Here is a 22,768-nt window from a genome sequence, read left to right on the forward strand (position 1 = left end):
GATGGGAGCCGGCCGGGCGGTTGCAGGGGGAGGTTCGCGGTCAGGGCCGCGTGAACTCCTCGTCCAGCATCTGGAACATCTCTTCCGCCGTCGCCGCCTCGAGGCCGTCCTGTTCCGCCGGCGGCTCCACCGCCGACTTCCAGCCGGAGAGCAGGGCCCGCAGTCGTACGGTGATCTCCTCGCGCCCGGCGTCTGCGGCACCGACGTCCCGCAACACGGCTTCCAGCCTGGACAGTTCGGCCAGGGCCGTCGCCGAAGCCGTCTGCTCCTGCGGTTCCAGTGCGGTCCGCAGGCGCTCCGCGAGGGCACTGGCCGTGGGGTGGTCGAAGATAAGAGTGGCGGGCAGCCGCAGCCCCGTGGCACCAGCGAGCCGGTTGCGCAGTTCGACGGCGGTGAGGGAGTCCAGGCCGAGTTCCAGGAAGCCGCGCTCGCTGTCGACGGCGCCTGCGGAGGCGTAGCCGAGGACCGTGGCCACCTGCCCGCGCACCAGGTTGAGCAGGATGCGCCTGCGGTCCGCTTCGGTGCCCCGGGCCAGCTGCGCGTGCAGGGCGGACACCGAGTCGGTGCCGGCCGGCGAGGTGCGCCCGGTGCGCGGCGCGGGCGGAACCAGCCCCCGCAGCAGCGGCGGCACGTCGGCCGAACGGCCCCGCAGCGCGGCCGGGTTGAACGCCATCGGCACGACGGCCGGCTCGCCTGTGGCGCAGGCGGCGTCGAACAGTGCCATGCCGTCCGCCGTGGGCAGCGGTGTCATGCCGGAGCGCATCAGCCTGCGGACGTCGGCCTCGGTCAGTTCGCCGGTCAGGCCGGTGCGCTGCGCCCAGGGCCCCCAGGCCAGCGAGGCCCCGGGCAGGCCGTGCGCGGCGCGGTGCTGGGCGAGCGCGTCGAGGAAGACGTTGGCCGCCGCGTAGTTGCTCTGCCCCGCTCCGCCGAGCACGCCCGCCGCCGAGGAGAACAGGACGAACGCGTCCAGCTCCATGCCCTCGGTCAACAGGTGCAGGTTCCAGGCGCCGCGCAGCTTGGGGGCGAGTACGGCGTCGAGGCGCGCGGGGGTCATAGCGGCGAGGACGCCGTCGTCGAGGACGGCGGCGGTGTGCACGACCGCGCGCAGCGGATGCGCGTCGGGTATCTGCCCGAGGGTGTGCGCCAGGGCGTCGCGGTCGGCCGCGTCGCAGGCCACCACAGTCGCTTCGGCACCCAGTTCGACCAGCTCCGCCACGAGTTCGGGAGCACCGGGTGCGGCCGGGCCGCTCCGGCTGGTCAGCAGCAGGTGCCTCACGCCGTGTGCGGTCACCAGGTGCTTGGCGAGCTCGGCGCCCAGGGTGCCGGTCGCGCCGGTGATCAGAACGGTGCCGTCGCCGCCCAGGACGGTGTCCTTGCGCCGGCCGGAGTCCGGCAGTGGCACCCGGGTGAGGCGAGGGGCGTGGGCCCGGCCGGCCCGCAGGGCGAGCTGCGGCTCTCCGGTCCCGTCCCCCGTCTCTCCCGCCGCCCCGGTCCCGGCCTCGATGGCGTCCGCGACGGCCGCCAGGGACCGTACGTCGTCGTCGACGTCCAGCAGCAGCAGCCCGGGGTGCTCCGACTGCGCCGAGCGCAGCAGGCCCCACACCGGTGCGGTCGCCAGGTCGATCGCCTCGTCGCCGGTGACGGCCACCGCGTGGCGGGTCACCACCACCAACCGGGCGGAGGCGAATCGCTCGTCGGCAAGCCAGCCCTGGATCAGCTCGAGGGCCCGGTGCACGGCCTCCTCTGCCGACGGTACGAGCGCGTCGTCGTCGACCGCTCCCCCGGCTCCCCCGGCTCCCCCGGCTCCCCCGAAGCATTGCGCGACCACCACGTCGGGAACCTGCGTGCACTCGGCGAGCGTGGCGTGGACGGGCACCGGTTCCCCGTCGTCCGCCGCCAGCATCGTGGCCAGCCCCCACGCGTCCGCACCGAGCAGCGCCGGGCGGCAGGGTGCCGCGGCGGCGGGCAGATCGAAGGCGGTGCCCCAGTCGACGCGGAACAGTGAGTCTCCGCCCGAGCCGCGGCGAAGGCCCGCGAGTTCCGTCACCACAGGACGCCGGACGAGAGACCGCACCTCCATGACCGGTTGCCCGATGTCGTCCGTGATCGTGACCCGGATCGCGCCGTCGGCCTCGGCGATCCGTACGCGCACCGTGGTCGCACCCGAGCGGTGCAGGTGGACACCCTGGAAGGAGAACGGCAGCTCCACAGGCCGCTCACCCGCCTTTCCGGCCGCCGCGTCAGTCTCCTCGGACGGCTCTCCGGGCGTGTGCAACAGGCCCATTCCGTGCAGGGCGGCATCCAGCAGCGCCGGGTGCACACCGAATCCGGCGGCCTCCCCGTGCAGCGCCTGCGGCAGGTCCACCTCGGCGTACACCGCGCCGTCGTGCCGCCAGGCGGCCCGAAGCCCTTGGAACGCAGGCCCGTATCCGTACCCGAGGTCCGCGACGGCCCCGTAGAAGCCGTCGATCTCGACGGCTTCGGCCCCCGCGGGCGGCCACTGCGCGCCCGGCGTCTCCTCGGGCTTCCCGACGGGCGCCAGGGTGCCGGTGGCGTGCCGGGTCCAGGGTGCACCGCCGGTACCGCCGCCAAGCGTGTCGTCCGGCTCCGGCTGTTCCGGTCGCGAGTAGATGTTCACCGGGCAGCGCCCGGACTCGTCCTGCGGGCCGACCACGACCTGCAGCTGGACGCTGTCCCGCTCGGTCAGCACCAGGGGCTGTTCCAGGGTCAGTTCCTCGGCCTGGCGGTGCCCGACCTCGTCGCCCGCCGCGAGGGCGAGTTCCACGAAGGCCGTGCCGGGCAGCAGGATCGTGCCGAGTACCGCGTGGTCGGCCAGCCAGGGCTGGGTGCGCACGGACAGCCGTCCGGTGAGCACCGTGCCCTCTCCGTGGGCGAGCGGTACGGCGGCCCCGAGCAACGGGTGCCCGAGGGCCCCCAGTCCGGCAGCCGACACATCGCCCGCGCCACCCTGCTCCAACTCCAGCCAGTAGCGCCGGCGCTGGAAGGGGTAGGTGGGCAGGTCAGTGAAGGCGGCGTCCTGTCCCTCGAGGAAGGATGCGACGTCGAGCGGCAGGCCGTGGGCGTGTCCCTCGGCCGCCGAGAGGAGGAAGCGGTCCAGACCGCCCTCGTCGCGACGCAGGGTGCCGAGCGCGACCACGTCCGGGACGTCCAGCTCCTCAACGGACTGGGTCAGGACCGGGTGCGCGCTGGTTTCGACGAAGAAGCGGAAACCGTCGTCCACCAGACGGCGAACAGCAGGCTCGAAATGAACGGTCTGGGCAAGGTTCCGGTACCAGTACGAACCGTCCATCACCGTGGTGTCCAACCATTCACCGGTCACCGTGGACAGCAACGGCACGGATGCGGCGCGAGGCTCGAGCCCGTCGAGGAGGGCGGCCAGGTCTTTTTCGATCAGAGCGACCTGACGCGAGTGCGAAGCGTAATCAACAGGAATCCGTCGAACTCTGACATCGTCCGCTTCGCATGCGGCCAGGAACTCGTCCAACGCCGCCGATTCGCCGGCCACGACCATGGAACGCGGTCCGTTCACAGCAGCGACAGAGATCCGCTCGCCAAAGGGCTCCAGCAGCGCACCCACCTCACGCGCGGGCAACGCCACCGACACCATGCCACCCAACCCCGCCAACGCCGTAATAGCCCGGCTCCGCAGAGCCACCACCTTCACAGCATCAGCCAGCGACAGCACCCCCGCCACATAGGCAGCAGCAATCTCACCCTGCGAATGACCCACCACAGCATCCGGCTCGACACCCACCGAACGCCACACCGCAGCCAACGACACCATCACCGCGAACAACGCAGGCTGCACCACATCAACCCGCTCCAGCGACGCAGCACCCTCCTCACCACGCAACACCGCCAACAGCGACCAGTCCACATGCACGGCCAACTCCCGCGCACACGCCTCCACCTCCGCCGCAAACACCGGCGACGACTCCAGAAGCCCACGAGCCATACCAACCCACTGCGAGCCCTGCCCCGGGAAGACGAACACCGTCTTCCCCTCCCGCACACCACCCTCGACCACCCCGGGGAACGGCCGCCCGGCCGCGACCGCCTCCAGGCCCCTCATCAGATCGGCCCGGCCCCGTCCGACCACCACCGCACGCCGCTCGAACAACGACCGGCCCACCGCCAGCGAATACGACACATCGGCCGGACCCACCTCCGGGCGCACCTCCAGGTGCTCCCGCAGCCGCGCCGCCTGCGCACGCAACGCCTGATCCGTACGTCCCGACACCACCACCGGCACCAGCTCGTCGCTGTCCGCCGCACCGGAGGCCTGCACAAGCCCCTCCGCCGGCGCCTGCTCCAGAATGACGTGCGCATTCGTGCCCGTACCGCCGAACGCGGACACCCCCGCGCGCAGCGGCCGGTCCACCTCCGGCCACGGCCGGGCCTCCGTCAGGAGCTCCACCGCGCCCGCCGACCAGTCGACGTGCGGCGTCGGCTCGTCCACATGCAGCGTCTTCGGCAGGACACCCGCGCGAAGCGCCGTGACCATCTTGATGACACCGGCAACACCGGCGGCGGACTGGGAGTGTCCGATGTTCGACTTGATGGAGCCCAGCCACAGGGGCCGTTCGGCGGGCCGGTTCTGGCCGTACGTCGCCAGGATGGCCTGCGCCTCGATCGGGTCGCCCAGCGTGGTGCCGGTGCCGTGTGCCTCGACGGCGTCGACGTCGGCCGGTTCCAGGCCGGAGTTGACGAGCGCCTGCCGGATCACCCGCTGCTGCGAGGGACCACTGGGCGCGGTGAGACCGTTCGAGGCGCCGTCCTGGTTGATCGCCGTACCCCGCACGACCGCGAGCACCCGGTGCCCGTTGCGGCGCGCGTCGGACAGCCGCTCCAGGGCGAGCATGCCGACGCCCTCGGCCCAGCCGATGCCGTCCGCGCCGGCCGCGAACGGCTTGCAGCGGCCGTCGCCGGCCATCCCGCGCTGGCGGCTGAACTCCGTGAACGACACCGGTGACACCAGCGCCGCCACGCCGCCCGCCAGGGCGAGGTCGCACTCGTTCTGGCGCAGCGCCTGGCAGGCGAGATGGATCGAGACCAGCGACGACGAGCAGGCGGTGTCGACCGTGACCGCCGGGCCCTCCAGGCCGAGCGTGTACGCGACCCGGCCCGACACGGCGGCGGTTCCGGAACCGAACAGGAAGAAGCCTTCCGTTTCGCCGCCCGGCTTGCCGCCGACTCCGTACCCGACGAAGGACGTACCGACGAACACCCCGGAGCGGGAGCCCTTGAGGGTGCGCGGGTCGACGCCCGCCCGCTCGACGGCCTCCCAGGACGATTCGAGGAGCAGCCGCTGCTGCGGGTCCATCGAGAGCGCCTCGCGGGGCGAGATCCCGAAGAATTCGGCGTCGAACTCACCGATGTCGTGGACGAATCCGCCTTCGCGGACGTACGAGGTTCCGGGGTGGTCTGCATCGGGGTGGAAGAGCCCCTCGAGGTCCCAGCCCCGGTCCTCGGGGAACGCGCCGATCGCGTCGGCCTCGTCGGTGACCAGCCGCCACAGGCCGTCCGGGGAGTCGACGCCGCCGGGGTAACGGCAGCTCATGCCGACGATGGCGATGGGTTCGTCGCTGAGGTCGGCGGCCTTGGCGGCGGTGGTGGCCGTCTCGGCGCGGCCCAGGAGTTCGCCGAGGAGGTGGTCGGTGAGGGCGAGGGCGCTCGGGTGGTCGAAGACCATCGTCGTGGGCAGCTTCAGCCCGGTCGCCTCGCGCAGCCGGTTGCGCAGGGCCACGGCGGTCACGGAGTCGAAGCCGAGGTCCCGGAAGGCCCGGTCGGGTTCGATCGCCGCCGGGCCCTCGTATCCGAGGGCGACCGCCGCCTGCGTGCGCACCAGTTCCAGGAGGTGCGGGGCGCGTTCGGCCTCCGGGAGGCCCCTGACCTGCTGAGCCAGTGCGGAGGTCGCGCCGTCCGTCCCGGTCGCCTCCGGACCGCCGAGCGCGGCGTGCACCTCGGGGAGGTCCTCGATCAGCGGGCGCGGGCGGGCGGCGGTGAAGCCGGGGGCGAACCGCTCCCAGTCGATGTCCGCGACGACGACGAAGGTGTCGTCGGCCTCGAGGGCCAGTTCCAGTGCGGCGATCGCCGCGCGCGGGTCCATCGGGCGCACCCCGCGCCGCGCCAGGCTCTCGGTCGCGGCGGCGTCCGTCATGCCGCCGTCGGCCCAGCCGCCCCAAGCGAGCGCGGTGGCCTTCAGGCCCCGGTCGCGACGGTGCCGGGCGAGCGCGTCCAGGCGGGCGTTGCCCGCCGCGTACGCGGCCTGCCCCGCCCCGCCCCAGACGCCCGCGCCGGACGAGAACAGGACGAAGGCGTCCAGCTCAGTGCCGGCCAGAAACTCGTCGAGGTGCTCGGCACCGGCCGCCTTGGCGGCCGTGACGTCCGCCAGTTCGTCCAGGTCGATGCCGGTCAGGGCGGTGGACTGGGCTGTTCCGGCGAGGTGGAAGACAGCGTCGAAGCGGTGCCGGGCGACGAGCCCGGCCACGGCCTCGCGATCGGATATGTCGCACGCCTCCAGGACGACTTCGGTGCCGAGTGCCGTCAGTTCGGCCGCGAGGTCGGCGGCACCCGGGGCGTCGGCGCCCCGGCGGCTGGTCAGTACGAGGCGGCTCGCGCCCCGGCCGGCCAACCAACGCGACACGTGCCCGCCGAGGGCACCCGTACCGCCGGTGACCAGGACCGTACCGCGCGGACTCCACCCGTCGGCCGCGGGCTCGGGCGGCGCGGCGCGCACCAGTCGGCGGGCGAACAGGCCGGAGGCGCGGACCGCGAGCTGGTCCTCGGAGCGGAACCCGGCCAGCGCGGCCGCCAGACCGCCCCAGATCCGTCCTTCGGTACGGTCGTCGCCCTCGCCCAGGTGCGACGGGAGGTCGATCAACCCGCCCCACTGCTGCGGGAGTTCGAGCCCGGCGACCAGGCCGAGACCCCACACCGCCGCCTGGCCGGGACGACGCAGCGGTTCGGTGCTGCCGACCGAGACGGCCCCCGTGGTCAGCAGCCACAGCGGTGCCCGCACCTCGGCGTCGGACAGCGCACGTACCAGGGTGAGGGTTCCCGCCAGGCCGGCGGAGATCTCGGGCCGTGCCGGGTGCGGAGCTTCGTCCAGGGCCAGCAGGGACAGCACGCCGGCGAGCTCGGGAACGGCGCGCAGTCGTGCGGCCAGCGCGGCGGAATCGTCGAGGTCATCCCCTGCCACGGTGTACGTAACGACGTCGGCGCCCGCTTCCGTCAGTCGGGCGGCGCACCGCTCGGCCGTTCCGCACCCCTCGATTCCGGTCAAGAGCAGCCACGTGCTGTGGAGTTGGGGACGAGCAGGGCCGCTGACCGGTCGCCAGTTCACGTCGTACCGCCAGCCGTCCGTGGGCGACTGCGCGCGCCGGTCCGCGGCACGCGGTGCGTCGGCGGGCTCCAGCCAGTAGCGCTGGCGCTGGAAGGGGTAGGTCGGCAGGTCGGTGAAGGTGGCGTCCTGTCCCTCGAGGAGGGACGCGACATCGAGGGGCAGGCCGTGGGCGTGGCCCTCGACCGCGGACAGCAGGAACCGCTCCCAGCCACCCTCATCACGACGCAAAGTACCCAGCGCGACCACATCGTCGGCGTCGACATCCTCGACCGACTGCGTCAGCACCGGATGAGCACTGACCTCCACGAAGAAGCGGAAACCGTCCTCCACCAGACGACGCACAGCAGGCTCGAAATGCACGGTCTGCGCAAGGTTGCGGTACCAGTACGAACCATCCATCACCGCCGTGTCCAGCCACTCACCCGTGACCGTCGACAACAACGGAACACACGCAGCACGAGGCCGAAGCCCAGCAAGAACCGCGGCTAGCTCGTCCTCGACCAAAGCCACCTGACGCGAATGGGAGGCGTAATCGACAGGAATCTGCTTGGCACGAATCCCCTCGCTCTTCGCAACGCTCAGGAACTCCTCCAGAGCCGCCGACTCACCCGCAACCACAGTGGAGCGCGGTCCGTTGACGGCAGCGACAGAGATCCGCTCACCATACGGCTCCAGCAGCACACCCACCTCACCAGCAGGCAACGCCACGGACACCATGCCACCCAACCCCGCCAACGCCGTAATAGCCCGGCTCCGCAAGGCCACCACCTTCACAGCATCAGCCAGCGACAACGCACCCGCCACATACGCAGCAGCAATCTCACCCTGCGAATGACCGATGACGGCATCCGGCTCGACACCGGCCGAACGCCACACAGCAGCCAGCGACACCATCACCGCGAACAACGCAGGCTGCACCACATCAACCCGCTCCAGCGGCGCAGCCCCCTCCTCACCACGCAGCACCGCCATGAGCGACCAGTCCACATAAGGGGACAGCTCGACGGCACACGCCTCCGCCTGCGCCGCGAACACCGGCGAAGACTCCAACAACTCACGGGCCATACCCACCCACTGCGAACCCTGGCCAGGGAAGACGAACACCGTCTTCCCCTCCCTCACACCACCCTCCACAACCCTCGCAACGGGCTCACCAGCAGCCAGCGCACCCAGAGCGTCAAGAAGCTCCCCACGCTCGCGGCCGACCACCACCGCGCGCCGCTCGAACAACGAGCGGCCTACGGCCAGCGAATACGCCACATCAACAGGCCGCGCCCCTGGATTCGCCTCCAGGTGCTCCCGCAACCGCGCAGCCTGCTCACGCAGAGCCTCACCACTGCGTGCGGACAGCACCACCGGCACGACACCACCCACGGCCGGCACCGCGCCGGAGCCCTCCACCGGCGCCTGCTCCAGGATGACGTGCGCATTCGTGCCGCTCATGCCGAACGCGGAGACGCCTGCGCGGCGCGGACGGCCCACCTCCGGCCACGGCCGGGCCTCGGTCAGCAGTTCCACCGCGCCCGCCGACCAGTCGACGTGGGGCGTCGGCTCGTCCACATGCAGCGTCTTCGGCAGGACACCCTCGCGAAGCGCCATGACCATCTTGATGACACCGGCGACACCGGCGGCGGACTGAGTGTGTCCGATGTTCGACTTGAGCGAGCCGAGCCACAGCGGCCGAACCTCCGGCCGGTCCTGCCCGTACGTCGCGATAAGCGCCTGGGCCTCGATGGGGTCACCCAGTTCGGTGCCGGTGCCGTGCGCCTCCAAGACGTCCACGTCGGCGGGGACCAGTTGCGCGGAGGCCAGCGCTTGCCGGATCACCCGCTGCTGGGCTCGGCCGCTGGGCGCGGTGAGGCCGTTCGACGCGCCGTCCTGGTTAATCGCCGTACCGCGCACGACCGCGAGCACCCGGTGCCCGTTGCGGCGCGCGTCGGACAGCCGCTCCAGGAGGAGCATGCCGGCGCCCTCGCCCCAGCCGGTGCCGTCGGCGCCTGCGGAGAACGCCTTGCTGCGGCCGTCGCCGGACAGGGCGCCTGCCTGGCTGCTGTCGATGAACATGCCGGGGTTCGGCATCACGGTGACGCCGCCGGCCAGGGCCATGGAGCAGTCGCCCTGTTCCAGGGCGCGGACCGCCAGGTGCAGGGAGACCAGCGACGACGAGCAGGCGGTGTCGACGGTGATGGCCGGGCCCTCGAAGCCGAAGACATAACCGATGCGCCCGGACAGGACGCTCGTGGAGGCGCCGGTCAGGAGGTGGCCGCGGCCGCCCTCCGGAATGTCGTACCGGCCGACTCCGTAGCCGGACGTCGCCGCGCCGACGAAGACGCCGGTCTGGCTGCCGCGCAGCGCGTGCGGGTCGAGCCCGGCACGTTCGAAGGCCTCCCACGAGGTCTCCAGGAGGAGCCTCTGCTGCGGGTCCATGGCCGCGGCCTCGCGCGGGCTGATCGAGAAGAACGCGGGGTCGAACTGCGGGGCGTCGTACAGGAAGCCGCCTTCGTAGGTTTGCCGCCCTTCGGACGTGGCGTCCGCGTACATGCCGGAGACGTCCCAGCCTCGATCCGCCGGGAAATCGGAGATCGCGTCGACGCCGTCCAGGACGAGCCGCCAGAGCTCGTCGGGTGTGCCGACGTCACCGGGGAACCGGCAGCCCATGCCGATGATCGCGATCGGGTCGTCCTCCTCGCGCGACACGCTGGGGGCGTGCGCGGCGACCTCGTCCCGCCGCCCGAGGAGTTCCCGGTGGAGGTGGTCCGCGAGGGCGATGGGGGTGGGGTGGTCGAAGACGAGGGTCGGAGGCAGGCGGGTGCCGGTGGTGGCGTTGAGGCGGTTGCGGAGCTCGACCGCGGTGAGGGAGTCGAAGCCGAGTTCGGCGAAGGCGCGGTGGGCCTCGATGGCGTCGGGGCCGTCGAAGCCGAGGACGGCGGCGGCTTCGGTCCGTACGAGGGTGAGCAGGAAGCGCGCCCCTTTGGCCTCGCCGAGGGAGGACAGCCGCTGTACGAGCCCTGCGGCCCCTTCGGTACGGGCCGTGCCCGCGGCGCGCCGTGCCGGGCGGACGAGGGATCTCAGCAGTGGGGGCAGTACGTCGGAGAGGCCAGTGAGGGCCTTGATGTCCAGGTCGACCGTGACGGGGGCGGGCGCGGGTGCGCGGAGTGCCTGGTCGAGGAGCGCGAGCCCGTGTTCGGCGGTCAGGGGCCGTAGCCCGGTGCGCTGCATGCGGTCGCGGTCCGAGTCGCTGAGCTCGGCGAGCATGCCGCCCGAAGTGCCCCACGCCCAAGGGCCCCAGGCCAGCGCGTGGGCGGCGAGACCGTGGGCGCGGCGCTGCGCGGCGAGACCGTCGAGCAGGGCGTTGGCGGCAGCGTAGTTGGACTGGCCCGGCGAGCCGAGGACGCCGGCGACCGAGGAATACAGCACGAACAGGGAGAGGTCGAGGTGCGCGGTGAGCTCGTGCAGGTGCAGTGCGGCATCGGCCTTGGGCGCGAAGACGCCCTGGAGACGGTCAGCCGTCATCGACTCGATGACGCCGTCGTCGAGGACGCCGGCGGTGTGGACGACGCCGGTGAGGGGGTGGTCGGCGGAGACCATGCCAAGTACGGCGGCCAGTGCCGCCCGGTCGGCGACGTCGCAGGCGGCCACGGTGACCTCGGCTCCCATCTCCTTTAGTTCGGCGAGGAGTTCTGGGGCTCCCGGCGCGTCGATGCCCCGACGGCTGGTCAGCACGAGGTGGCCTACGCCGTGTTCCGCGACCAGGTGGCGGGCGACGAGGCCGCCGAGCGCACCCGTGCCGCCGGTGATCAGGACGGTGCCGTCGGTGCCGATCGGGCGCGGGAGGGTCAGGACGTTCTTGCCGATGTGCCCGCCGCGGCCCATGAGGCGGAATGCGGAGACGGCTTCGCGCAGGTCCCAGGCGCGGACGGGCAGGAGGTGCAGCTCGCCCTGCTCGAAGAGCCGGACAAGGCGGGTGAGCATGTGCTGGAGGCGGTCCGGTCCCGCGTCGAAGAGGTCGAACGCCCGGTAGGTGATCTGCTCGGCGAACGTGTCGGACGAGGCGAACGAGTCGGCGTCCCGCAGGTCCGCCTTGCCCATCTCCACGAACCGACCGCCGGTGCCCAGGAGCCGAGCGGAGGCGTCGATGTAGTCGCCGGCCAGGGCGTTGAGGACGACATCGATGCCGCGCCCGTCCAGCGCTTGCCGGAAGGTGTCCTCGAAGGCCAGATCGCGGGAGGAGGCGATGTGCTCGCGCGGGACGCCCATGCCTTCCACGACCCCCCACTTGGGGGTACTTGCGGTGGCGTAGACATCGGCCCCCAGGTGCTGGGCGATCTGGACGGCGGCCATGCCGACACCACCGGCGGCGGCATGCACGAGCACGGACTCGCCGCGCCGGAGTCCGCCGAGGTCGACCAGCCCGTAGTAGGCGGTGAGGAAGACCATCGGGACGGACGCGGCCTGGGTGAAGGTCCATTGCTCCGGCATGCGCGCGATCAGCCGCCGGTCGATGGTGGCGACCGGCCCGAACCCACCGCTGAGCAGGCCAAAGACTCGGTCGCCCGTCTTCAGGTCCGTGACGTCGTCGGCCACTTCCAGGACCACTCCCGCGCCCTCGGAACCCATGAGGGTGCTCGCGTCGGGGTAGGAGCCCAAGGCGATGAGGACGTCGCGGAAGTTGACGCCGGTGGCGCGGACTTCGATGCGCACCTGGCCGGGTGCGAGCGCGCGAACCTCCACCGGAACCAGCGCCAGATCCTCCAGCGCGCCGCGCTCCGAGCCCTGGAGCCGCCACGCCGTACGGTCACCGACCGGGTCCGGCAGGCGCAGACCGCCGCCGCCCTTGACCAGGCGTGCGCCCAGCAGGGCGCCATCGCGGACGGCCAGTTGGCCTTCGCCGGACGCGAGGGACCTGGCCAGGGCTCCCCAGGAGGCGGGAGTGTGATCCATGTCGATCAGGAGCAGTCGACCGGGGTGCTCGGCCTGGGCGGAGCGGACAAGTCCCCACACTCCGGTGGCGGCGAGGTCGGTGACGGTGGCACCGTCGCCGGTGTCGACGGCACCACGGGTCACCAGGGCGAGCGGAACACCGTCGAACCGGTCGTCGGCGAACCACTCATGGAGGACCGCCAGGACCTCTGCGGTGGCCGCTCCGGCGACGGTCAACACCACCGCGTCCGGTACCTCGTCGGCCAGTCCGGCCGGATGGTGCGCGGTACGCACCGCTATGCCGGCGGCGGTCAGCCCCTCGGCGGCACCCTGCACGTCCTCGCCCAGGACCCCGATGACCGGGAGTTCACCACCGGGGTCGGGCAGCCTGACCCACTCGACGCGATACAGCCCGTCGGCCTCCGCCGCCCCCGCCAGCTGCCCGGCGGATACGGGGCGCACCGTGATGCACTCGACGGAGACGACCGGCGACCCGTCTGCGTCCACGCCGTGCACCGAGATCCCGCCCACGTCGGACGGGGAGATCCGGACCCGCAGCGCGGACGCCCCGGAGGCCCACAGGGAGACGCCCGACCAGGAGAACGGCAGCCCGGCCTCACCGCCTGCCCCGCCCACCGCGCCCGCCGCGCCCGCCTGCAGGGCAGCGTCCAGCAGGGCCGGGTGAATACCGAACCGCGCCGCCTGTGCCTGCTCCTGCTCGGGCAGCCGCACCTCGGCGTAGACGTCGCGCCCGGCGACCCATACGGCATCGACGCCGGAGAAGACCTCCCCGTACTCCAGGCCGCCTTCGGCCAGGAACGCATAGAGCTGTTCGGGCCGTTGCTCCAGTGCGCCAGGCGGCGGCCACACGGAGAAGCCTTGGAAGCGTGCGTCCCGGGCGGCTTGCGGGACGGCGGGGGCGAGAGTGCCGCTGGCGTGCCGCGTCCAGGGGAGGTCGGACCAGCCGTCGTCGGAGCCGGTGTGCTCGACGCGACCGTAGACGGAGAACGCACGGCGTCCCTGCTCGTCCAAGCTGTCGACGGTGACCTGGAGTTGGACGGCCCGGTCCGGCGGGAGGACGAGCGGTGTCTCGAGGATCAGCTCGTCGAGGTGTCCGCAGCCCGCCTGGTCGCCCGCCCGCACGGCCAGTTCCACGAAGGCGGTGCCGGGGACGACGATCCGGCCGTGCACGGTGTGGTCGGCCAGCCACGGGTGGGTGGTCCGGGACAGCCGCCCGGTGAAGACGGAACCCCCGCCACCCGCGAGCGCAACCCCGGCGCCGAGCAGCGGATGTCCCATCACGCCGAGGCCGGCGGTACTGACGTCACCGGCCCTGATCGTGCCCCGGGGCCAGTATCGCTCACGGAGAAAGGCGTAGGTGGGCAGTTCCACGGCCCGTCCGCCGTACGGGGCGAAGACGGTTGCCCAGTCGACGCGGACCCCCTGCGTGAATGCGGTCGCGAGCGCGCCGAACAGCGCCTCGGTCTCGTCTCGGTCGCCGCGCAGGACAGGGACGGCGATGGTGTCGACGCACTGCTGAGCCATGGCGGTGAGCACTCCGTCGGGACCCAGTTCGAGAAGGGTTCTCACCCCCCGGTCATGCAGATACTGGACTCCGTCGGCGAAACGCACCGCCTCACGGACCTGCCTCACCCAGTAGCCCGGGGTCCGGATTTCGTCGGGGTCGGCAGGCTCGCCGGTGACGTTGGAAACTATCGGCAGCTGCGGGGCATGGAATGTCACCTCGCATGCCACCGAAGCGAATTCGGCGAGCATCGTCTCCATGCGCGGCGAGTGGAAGGCATGCGAGACGGTCAGCCGCTTGACCCTGCGGCCCAGCTCACGCCAGGTGGATTCCAGCTCCGCAACGGCATCCGCATCCCCGGAGACCACCACAGAAGTGGGCCCGTTGACGGCGGCGATGCCGACGCAGTTCTCGTACGCAGCGAGCGCCTCGGCCACTTCGCCCTCCGCGGCCTCAACCGCGAGCATCGCACCACCGGACGGCAGCGCCTGCATCAACCGGCCACGCGCCGCCACCAACACGCACGCATCATCCAACGACAACACGCCCGCCACATGCGCAGCAGCCAGCTCACCGATCGAATGCCCAAGAAGGAAATCAGGAAGCACCCCCCACGACTCCAACAACCGGAAAAGGGCAACCTCCAGCGCGAACAGCGCCGCCTGCGCGTAAACAGTCTGGTCGATCAACTCCCCGTCACTGAAGAGAACTTCACGGATCGGCCGATCCAGCCGAGCATCCAGCCGCTCCGCCACCGCATCCAACGCTTCCGCAAACACCGGGAACACCGCATACAACCCACGGCCCATCCCAGCCCGCTGCGCCCCCTGCCCCGTGAACAAAAACGCCGTCTTCCCCGGACCCACCACCCCACCGACCACAGCGCCCGAGCCACTACCGCCCTCAGCAAGCGCGCCCAGCCGCTCCACCAACTCCTCACGGCCACCGGCCAGCACCACAGCCCGGTGCTCCAACGCCGCCCGCGTCGTCGCCAGCGACAGCGCGAGATCGGCACCCGCAGGCTCCTCCCGCTCCACCACGAAGGCACGCAACCGCTCCGCCTGTGCCCGCAACCCCGCCGCCGACCTGGCGGAGACGACGTATGGCACAACGGACGGCAGCGGCACGGACGGTGCGTCCGTCGCCGGGAGCTCCTGCGCAGGAGCCTCCTCGATGATCAGGTGCGCGTTGGTCCCGCTGACGCCGAACGAGGACACACCAGCCCGCCGGGGCGTCCCGGTGCGCGGCCAGGCCCGCTCCTCGGTGAGCAACTCCACCGCTCCGCGGGCCCAGTCGACCTCGGGTGTCGGCTCGTCGACGTGCAACGTGCGGGGCAGCACCCCGTGCTCCAGCGCCTTCACCATCTTGATCACACCGGCGACGCCCGAGGCGGACTGGGTATGGCCGATGTTGGACTTCAGCGAGCCCAGCCGCAGCGGCCGGTCCGCGTCACGGTCCTGGCCGTAGGTGGCGAGCAGCGCCTGCGCCTCGATCGGGTCACCGAGAGTGGTGCCGGTACCGTGTGCCTCGACCGCGTCCACATCGGACGTCGACAGCCGGGCGTTCTCCAGAGCCTCCAGGATGACACGCTGCTGCGACGGGCCGTTGGGGGCGGTCAGGCCGTTGGAGGCACCGTCGGAGTTGACGGCGGAGCCGCGGACGAGCGCGAGCACCCGATGGCCGTTGCGGCGGGCGTCGGAGAGACGCTCCAGGAGGAGCATGCCGGCGCCCTCCGCCCATCCGGTGCCGTCGGCGGCGGCGGCGAACGACTTGCAGCGGCCGTCGGCGGCGAGGCCACGCTGGCGGCTGAACTCGGTGAAGACGCCGGGCGTCGACATGACCGTCACGCCGCCCGCCAGCGCCAGCGAGCACTCGCCGGCGCGCAGCGCCCGCGCCGCCAGGTGCATGGCCACCAGCGACGATGAGCAGGCGGTGTCGACGGTGAGGGCAGGGCCTTCGAGCCCGAAGGAGTACGCAATGCGGCCCGAGGCCACGGCGGTCGCGCCACCGGTCAGCAGATAGCCCTCGCTGTCGTGCGCGGAGCCGTCGAGGAGTGCCAGGTAGCCTTGGTCGTTCGTACCGGCGAAGACGCCCGTGCGGCTGCCGCGCAGCGTGGTCGCGTCGATCCCGGCACGCTCGAACGCCTCCCAGGAAGTCTGCAGGAGCAGCCGCTGCTGTGGGTCCATGGCGAGGGCCTCGCGCGGCGAGATGCCGAAGAAGGCCGGGTCGAAGTCCCCGACGCCGGAGACGAATCCGCCCTCGCGCACATAGCTGGTGCCCGCGTGCTCGGGGTCATCGTCGAAGAGGCGGGACAGGTCCCAGCCGCGGTCGCCGGGAAAGGCGGATATCCCTTCGCCGCCGGCGGCGACGAGCCGCCACAGATCCTCGGGCGATTCCACACCCCCTGGATAGCGACAGCTCATGCCGATGATCGCGATCGGTTCGGCGTCCCTGGCCTCGATGTCCTGAAGCCTCTTGCGGGTCTGCCTGAGGTCGGCCGTCACCAGCTTGACGTAATCGCGCAACGTCTCTTTGTCTGCCATGTACGTCAACCTCTTGTCAACGGCTTGTCAGCGGGTTTTGCCTGCGGCTCTGGTCAGCAGTCCCGGACTACGCTGCCGCGACGGGGAACTGCATCATGCCGCGCACGATGTACGAATTCCGGCGGCGGACGGGTGCGACCTGCCGGAGATCTGGAAGTCGGTTCGCCACGCCGGTCATGGCAACTTCCGCCTCGATGCGGGCGAGTGTGGCACCGAGACAGAAATGCGTTCCCAGGGAGAAGGAGAGAACTTCCGGCTCTCCCTTGCGGGTGACGCTTCTGGTGATGTCGAAACGATCGGGGTCGTGATATGCCTCGGGGTCCCGGTTGGCTGCACCGGCGCAAATGGCCAGTTCGGTGTCGGCGGGCAGGAACACACCGTCCAGCTCAAGGTCTTCCTGGACGATCCGCCGGTACTGCTGGACCGGGGTCTCGTACCGCAGCGTCTCCTGTACGACGCCAGGCGCCAGGCTCACATCGTCCTTGAACGCCGCCCACTGCTCGGGGTGGCCGAGGAGAGTCGCCGTGGCGTTGCCGATGAGGTTCACCGTGGTCTCGACCCCGGCCAGGATCAGGAACGTGCACAGTGCGATCAGTTCGTCCAGCGACATGCTGTCGTCGTCGAGCGCGGGCAGCAGGTCGCTGATCATGTTCTCGCCCGGGTTCTCCCGGACCAGCGCGACGATCTCGTCGAACATCCTGGCCGACTCGTCAATCGCCTGCAGCACGTCGTCCGCGACCTCGGCAGACGCATCGCCGTCCATGAGGTGCGCCATGCGCCGCGTCAACCGGAACGCGCTGTGCCGGTACTGCTCGGGAATCCCCAGCAGTTCACCGACGACCCGTACCGGCAGCTGCTGGGCAAAGGCCGTCATGAAGTTGAACTTGCCGCGCCTGACCAGGATTCCGTCGATGAGCTCGTCGACGTACTCCTCGACCCTCGACCGCCATTTCTCCATGCGACGTGGATTGAACGTGGGAGCCGCGAGTTTCCGCAGCCGAGTGTGGTTCGGCGGGTCCTGACCCAGCATGGAATTGTCGAACTCGATGGCCTCCGGGGCCTTTTCACCATTGGTGAGCCGAACTCCGAACCGCCGGTCCCGCAATATCCTTCCGGCCACCGAGTGCCGACCGGTCACCCAGGTGCCGATGGCGCTTCGGTAGAGCGGCCCCTTTTCCCTCAGCTGCACATAGAGGGGGCCTGGATCCTCCGGCACGCCCAACAGAAGCGCATATGGGTCGCCCTGCCGCGCCGCGGAGCCGAGAAAGGCGTTCCACACCTCACGGCGCGCATGCTCCCGCCGATCCACACCCCCTGCCATCACCACTCCCCTGCCCGAAGTCGAGGCCATAGTCGATAAACCCGCCGTACCCTAACCAGCGGGAAGCCCCTAACCACAACCCTTAGCCATCCCCTAACCGCACATGCAGAGGTGGCGGCATTTGACGGACCTGACCGGCGGGAGCGGCTCTTCGGACCGGTACGGCCTGCCCCGGGGAGCGTCCGGCAAACACGCCCGGACCCTGTTAGGGGTCTAGGGGTCAAGGCGGTGCGCCAGCCCGCCGTTTCCCCACGGTATGGATCCCCGCCGCTGTCGGTTCTACCGTGAGTGTCCGGCCCGGCACTTGGTCCGGCCGACTCATTGCACGGTGCTCGCTGCGAGGTCCGACACGGGAGGTCAACCATGCGCAGTCAACCGGCGCCCGGCGTGAGCGTCAACATCGGTGCGGACGGCTGCCTGGAGTTGCGGTCGGATTCGGCGGTACGCCCCGGCGTCTACCGCTGGGCTCCCGTGTGCACTGCGATGTGGATCGCCCTGCGCCAGCACGACGGCGACATCGACGCAGCAGCCCGCACACTCGCCTCCCAGTGGGACACCGCACCCACGGACACCCGTGCCGACCTGGGCATCTGGGTGGACGAACTCCGCGATGCGGGGCTGGCGTACTGACGGGGGAGGCACGCCGGAGCCGCCCCTTCCGCCCCCGAGCACCCCCTAATTCCCGTACCGGACCCACCTCCGCGCCCACCTCCCTCCACCCGCGCTCCCTTTCCGCTCTAGCGGGACTGCAGGTTCCGCTGCCGGTTCGGCTAGGGGTGCTACTGGCGGTTCGGCTAGGGGTCCCGCTGTGGCGCCGCCAGCAACCCTTGACGTGTGGTGAGCAGTGGTCACGCCGGCCGCACGCACGCCACAGCGGCAGCCGAACAAAAGGGGGCATGGTGGAGCGCGAGTACAGCGACGCACTGGAAGATCTCGTCGGACAACTCGACGCGTGCACCGAGGGCGGGGGCGGCCGACTCGCCCTGGTGACCGGCGGGCTGGCGAGCGGCAAGACTCACCTTGTGCACGCCTTCGCGCAGCACGCGACGCAGAACGGCGCACTGCACCTCATGGCGACCGGCTCCCGCGCGGAACGCGACTTCTCCGGCGGGGTCGTCGACCAGCTCTTCCGCAACAGTCACGTCCCCGCCGAGGCCGCCGCCCGCGTCACCCGCCTCCTCTCCGGACTCGCCGAAGCCGGCACCGGATCCGGCGCCGCCCCTCTGCAGGCCGAGGCACGCGTCCTGCACACACTCTGCATAGAACTCCTCGAACTGGCCCAGCAGTGCCCCCTGGTCATCAGCGTGGACGATATCCAGTTCGCCGACGCCTTCTCCCTGTGGCTGATCCTGCATCTGCGTCAGCGCATGGCCGCCGCGCCCGTGATGATCGTGCTGACCGAATGGAACTGGGGACTGCCCGCCCTGTCGCGGTTCCATGCCGACCTCGCCCGGCAGCCGTACCAGCTCGTCGAGCTCACCGCACTGCCCGTCGCCGCCGTCGCGGCAGGGCTCGCCGAGCGGACCACGCCGCAGCAGGCCAAGGACCATGCGGCGCACGTCCACTGGCTCGCGGGCGGCAACCCCCTCCTCGTACACGCCCTCACGACGGATCTGCGCAACGGCCGCCCCCTCCCCTCAGCCTCCTGCGCCGAGGCCGGTCCCGCCTTCACCCAGGCCGTGCTGAACTGTCTCTACCGCTGGGACGGCGACCTGCTCGGCGTCGCCCAGGGCATCGCCGTACTCGACGACCACGCCTCGGCACCGCTCGTCGCGGAGCTGATGTCGCTGCCCGCCGACCGGGTCGGCCGGGCGCTCAACGCCCTGACCGCAGCCGGGCTCGTGGACGGCTCGCGGTTGCGCCACCCCGCGGCCCGCGCCGCAGCCCTGAGCCCCCTCCCGGCCACCGAGCGGGCCCGGCTCCACCGCGCCGCGGCAGAGTTGCTCCAGCACCGGGGCGCCGCCCCCGTCACCGTCGCCGAACACCTCATCGCCGCAGGCTCCGCGGGCTCCTGGGCGACCAGTGTGCTGCGCGCAGCCGCTGCCCGCGCCACGGCCTACGACAACGTGGAACTCGCCACCCGCTGCCTCGAACTAGCCATGGACAGCTGCTCCGACCCGGCCGGCCGCGCCACCCTGCGGCACACCCTGGCCCGCACGCTCTGGCACATCGACCCGGCCGCCGCCGCCCGCCACCACGCCGCCGCCCGCACCTCACTGACCCACGACGGCCTCGCCGTGGGGGACGCCCTGCCGCTCCTCAAGCAGGCCCTCTGGCAGGGTGACCTCGACACGGCGCGGGGCGCATACCGCACGTACACCCAGCGGGCCTCCGAGGACGAACGCGACAGTTACGCGGAGGCCGAACTACGGCTCGCACAGCGCTGGTTCTACGGCGACACCTTCACCCGTCGGCCCAGCGTGCAGGACCACCGCGAGAAGTGGTGCGCCCGCGGCCCACACACCGAGGACCCGTGGACCCGAGCCGTCGACGCGGTGGGCGACGGGGCTTCGGGAAGCACCGCCAAGAACGCCGCGGCCAACGCCGAGCACATCCTCAAGAGCTGCCGGCTGGGCGAGACCCTCCTGGAGGTCGTCCTCGCCGCCCTGCTCACGCTGATCCGCAGCAACCGCCTGGAGCGGGCCGCCGAGTGGAGCGACAAGCTGTACGCGGAGGCCGTGCGCCGCGGCGGGCTCACCTGGCAGGCCGCGCTCGGCGCCGTACGCGCCGACATCGCCCTGCGGCACGGCGAACCGCGTGCTGCCGTCGCCCACGCCCTGAGCGCTCTGGACCTGCTGGCACCGCAGAGTTGGGGGGCGCTGCGCGGCTACCCACTCGGCACCCTCGTCGCCGCGCACACCGCCCTCGACGCCCCGGACGCGGCCGAGGAAGCGGCGCGGCAGATGCCGTGCGACTCCTTGCCCCCCACGGTGTGGAGCCTGACCTTCCTGTATGCGCGCGGCCGCCACCACCTGTCCGCCGGACGGATCCTGGCAGCGGCCAAGGACTTCCGGAACTGCGGCGGCCTCGCCCAGGAATGGGACCTCGACTCCCCCGAGCTCGTCCCGTGGCGCAATGGCCTTGCGGAGGCGAACCTGCGGCTCGGTCGCACCGTCATCGCCCGCGGCCTGGCCAAGCAGCAGCTCGATCACGGCCGGGGCACGAGCCTGCGCACCCAGGGTGTCTCCCTGCGGCTGCTGGCCGCCACGGCCGAACCACCACAGCAGCCCGGGTTGCTGCGCAAGTCCGTCAACCTGCTCGAAGCCTCGGGCGATCGCATGGAGCTGGCGCACTCCCTGGCTGATCTGAGTGTGGTCCTGAGGAGCATCGGTGAACTGGACGAGGCCCGTGCGGCGTCCTGGCGCGCCACCCAGGAGGCCAAACTCTGCCGGTCCGCCACCGTCCGCCCTGAGGCGCCCGCTCTCCCCGAGCAGAATTCACTCGCGCACGCGCAAGCCGGAGCCCCGGCCTCGGACGCAGCCGGTCCGGGATCGTCCGAGAGCATGGAGATCTCCGTCCTCAGCGACGCGGAAGGGCGGGTCGCGCTGCTGGCGGCGCGCGGCTTCAGCAATCGCGACATCAGCCAGCAGCTGTTCATCACGGTGAGCACCGTCGAACAGCACCTGACTCGCGTCTATCGGAAGCTCGGTGTCAGCGGACGGCGCGGCCTGCTCACCCTGCTGCCGGTCCCGTAGTTCCAGTCCGCCTGAGCGGCGCGAAACCGTACGGGTTCCCCCTAGTACTGCAACGGTGTTTGCCGTGACAGTTGGGCAGGCCGGTCGTTGGTCTGAGCATGGGTGGGGACCTTGCTGATGTCAGGGTGTGGGCCGGTGAACTGGACGCTGTGCATGAGCGGTTTGTGCATCGGTTTTCCAGGACGGAGCCACGGGAGTCGGCGCTTGCCTATATGCGGGGGCTGATTGCTCCGCTGGAGCGGAAGAACGGCTGGACGCTGGCTGAACAGGCCGGTCATGCAGCTCCGGACCGTATCCATCGGCTGCTGAACCGGATCGAGTGGGAAGCCGATGAGGTCCTCGACGATGTCCGCGACTACGTCGTCGAGAACCTCGGCGACCGCGAAGCCGTGCTCATCGTGGACGACACCGGCTTCCTCAAGAAAGGGACCCGTTCGGCAGGTGTCCAGCGTCAGTACTCCGGGACTGCCGGACGCACAGAGAACTGCCAGGTCGGAGTGTTCCTCGCCTATGCAGCCGGCGGCGGCCGGACACTGATCGACCGCAGGCTGTATCTGCCCGCATCCTGGACAGACGACCGCGAGAGATGCCGCCGGGCCGGTATCGACGACGAGGTCGGCTTCGAGACCAAGGTCGTCATGGCCAAGAAGATGGTCCGCCGTGCGATCGCGGACAAGATCCCGTTCCGGTGGGTGACCGCCGATGCCGCCTACGGCTTCAGCAAGGGCTGGCGCTCCGAACTGGAGCAGGCCGATGTCTTCCACGTCATGGCCACCACCCGCCACGACACCGTGGTCACCCGCTGGGCCCTGGACCATCCGGTTCAGGACCTGTTCACCGGTCTGCCACGGCAGAAGTGGAAACGCCGCTCCTGCGGACGCGGCGCCCACGGACCGCGGGTGTTCGACTGGGCGCGTGTCGAGGTCCGTCCCTGGCACCGCGAGGGCCGCCGCCACTGGGTCCTCGCACGTCGCAGTGTCCGCCGGCCCGAAGAGCTCTCCTACTACATCGCCTACTGCCCCTCCGGTGCCACCTTGGACGAGTTGATCCATATCGCCGGCAGCCGGTGGGCCGTCGAAGAATGCTTCCAGACGGCGAAGCAGGAGTGCGGCCTGGACGACTACCAAGTCCGCCGCTACCCAGGCTGGCACCGCCACATCACCCTGGCCATCGCTGCCCACGCCTGCCTGACCGTCCTGCGAGCCCGGGACCTCGATGCCGGGAAAGCAGAAACGGATCCTCCCAGCTCATCCACCTCAGCCTCGCCGAGATCAGACGCCTGATCACCCGCCTCACCGACCGCCAACCCACCCCCGTCGACCACATCCTGCACTGGTCACACTGGCGCCGAAAACGACAACACCAAGCCCGCATCAGTCACTACACACGACGCGGACA

General features: G+C 71.2%; 5 protein-coding genes. 3 read left to right on the forward strand and 2 right to left on the reverse strand.

Features of this window, described 5'->3' with window-relative positions; translation table 11 throughout:
- Positions 1-40: 40 nt before the first annotated feature.
- Positions 41-16,354 carry a type I polyketide synthase gene (locus tag D9V36_RS41455; RefSeq protein WP_206739622.1) on the reverse strand — a complete coding sequence of 5,438 codons (16,314 nt, stop codon included), beginning with the start codon at positions 16,352-16,354 and terminating at the stop codon, positions 41-43.
- Between the two features lie 67 nt (positions 16,355-16,421).
- Positions 16,422-17,663, reverse strand: coding sequence for a cytochrome P450 (locus D9V36_RS07820; protein ID WP_164992901.1), 1,242 nt, complete (start codon positions 17,661-17,663; stop codon positions 16,422-16,424).
- A 375-nt stretch (positions 17,664-18,038) separates the two neighbouring features.
- Here D9V36_RS07820 and D9V36_RS07825 point away from each other — a divergent pair, with 375 nt between their 5' ends.
- The 3 genes from D9V36_RS07825 (at position 18,039) to D9V36_RS07835 (ending at position 22,653) form a co-directional block, all read left to right on the forward strand.
- A complete protein-coding gene (locus D9V36_RS07825; protein WP_129293094.1) occupies positions 18,039-18,305 on the forward strand; it encodes a PqqD family protein in 267 nt (88 codons plus the stop codon).
- 266 nt (positions 18,306-18,571) lie between these two features.
- Positions 18,572-21,370, forward strand: a complete 2,799-nt coding sequence (locus D9V36_RS07830; RefSeq protein WP_129293095.1) for a helix-turn-helix transcriptional regulator — start codon at positions 18,572-18,574, stop codon at positions 21,368-21,370.
- 98 nt (positions 21,371-21,468) lie between these two features.
- Entirely contained in the window at positions 21,469-22,653 is a 1,185-nt protein-coding gene (locus D9V36_RS07835) for an IS701 family transposase (protein WP_129293096.1), read from the forward strand.
- Positions 22,654-22,768: the final 115 nt, after the last annotated feature.

The organism is Streptomyces lydicus, assembly GCF_004125265.1.
Classification (GTDB): domain Bacteria; phylum Actinomycetota; class Actinomycetes; order Streptomycetales; family Streptomycetaceae; genus Streptomyces; species Streptomyces lydicus_C.

What these genes read in the sequence shown, in the direction of transcription:
- D9V36_RS41455 (WP_206739622.1), bottom strand. Translation starts at nt 16,354, where the DNA reads ATGGCAGACAAAGAGACGTTGCGCGATTACGTCAAGCTGGTGACGGCC.
- D9V36_RS07825 (WP_129293094.1), top strand. Translation starts at nt 18,039, where the DNA reads ATGCGCAGTCAACCGGCGCCCGGCGTGAGCGTCAACATCGGTGCGGAC.
- D9V36_RS07830 (WP_129293095.1), top strand. Translation starts at nt 18,572, where the DNA reads ATGGTGGAGCGCGAGTACAGCGACGCACTGGAAGATCTCGTCGGACAA.
- D9V36_RS07835 (WP_129293096.1), top strand. Translation starts at nt 21,469, where the DNA reads ATGGGTGGGGACCTTGCTGATGTCAGGGTGTGGGCCGGTGAACTGGAC.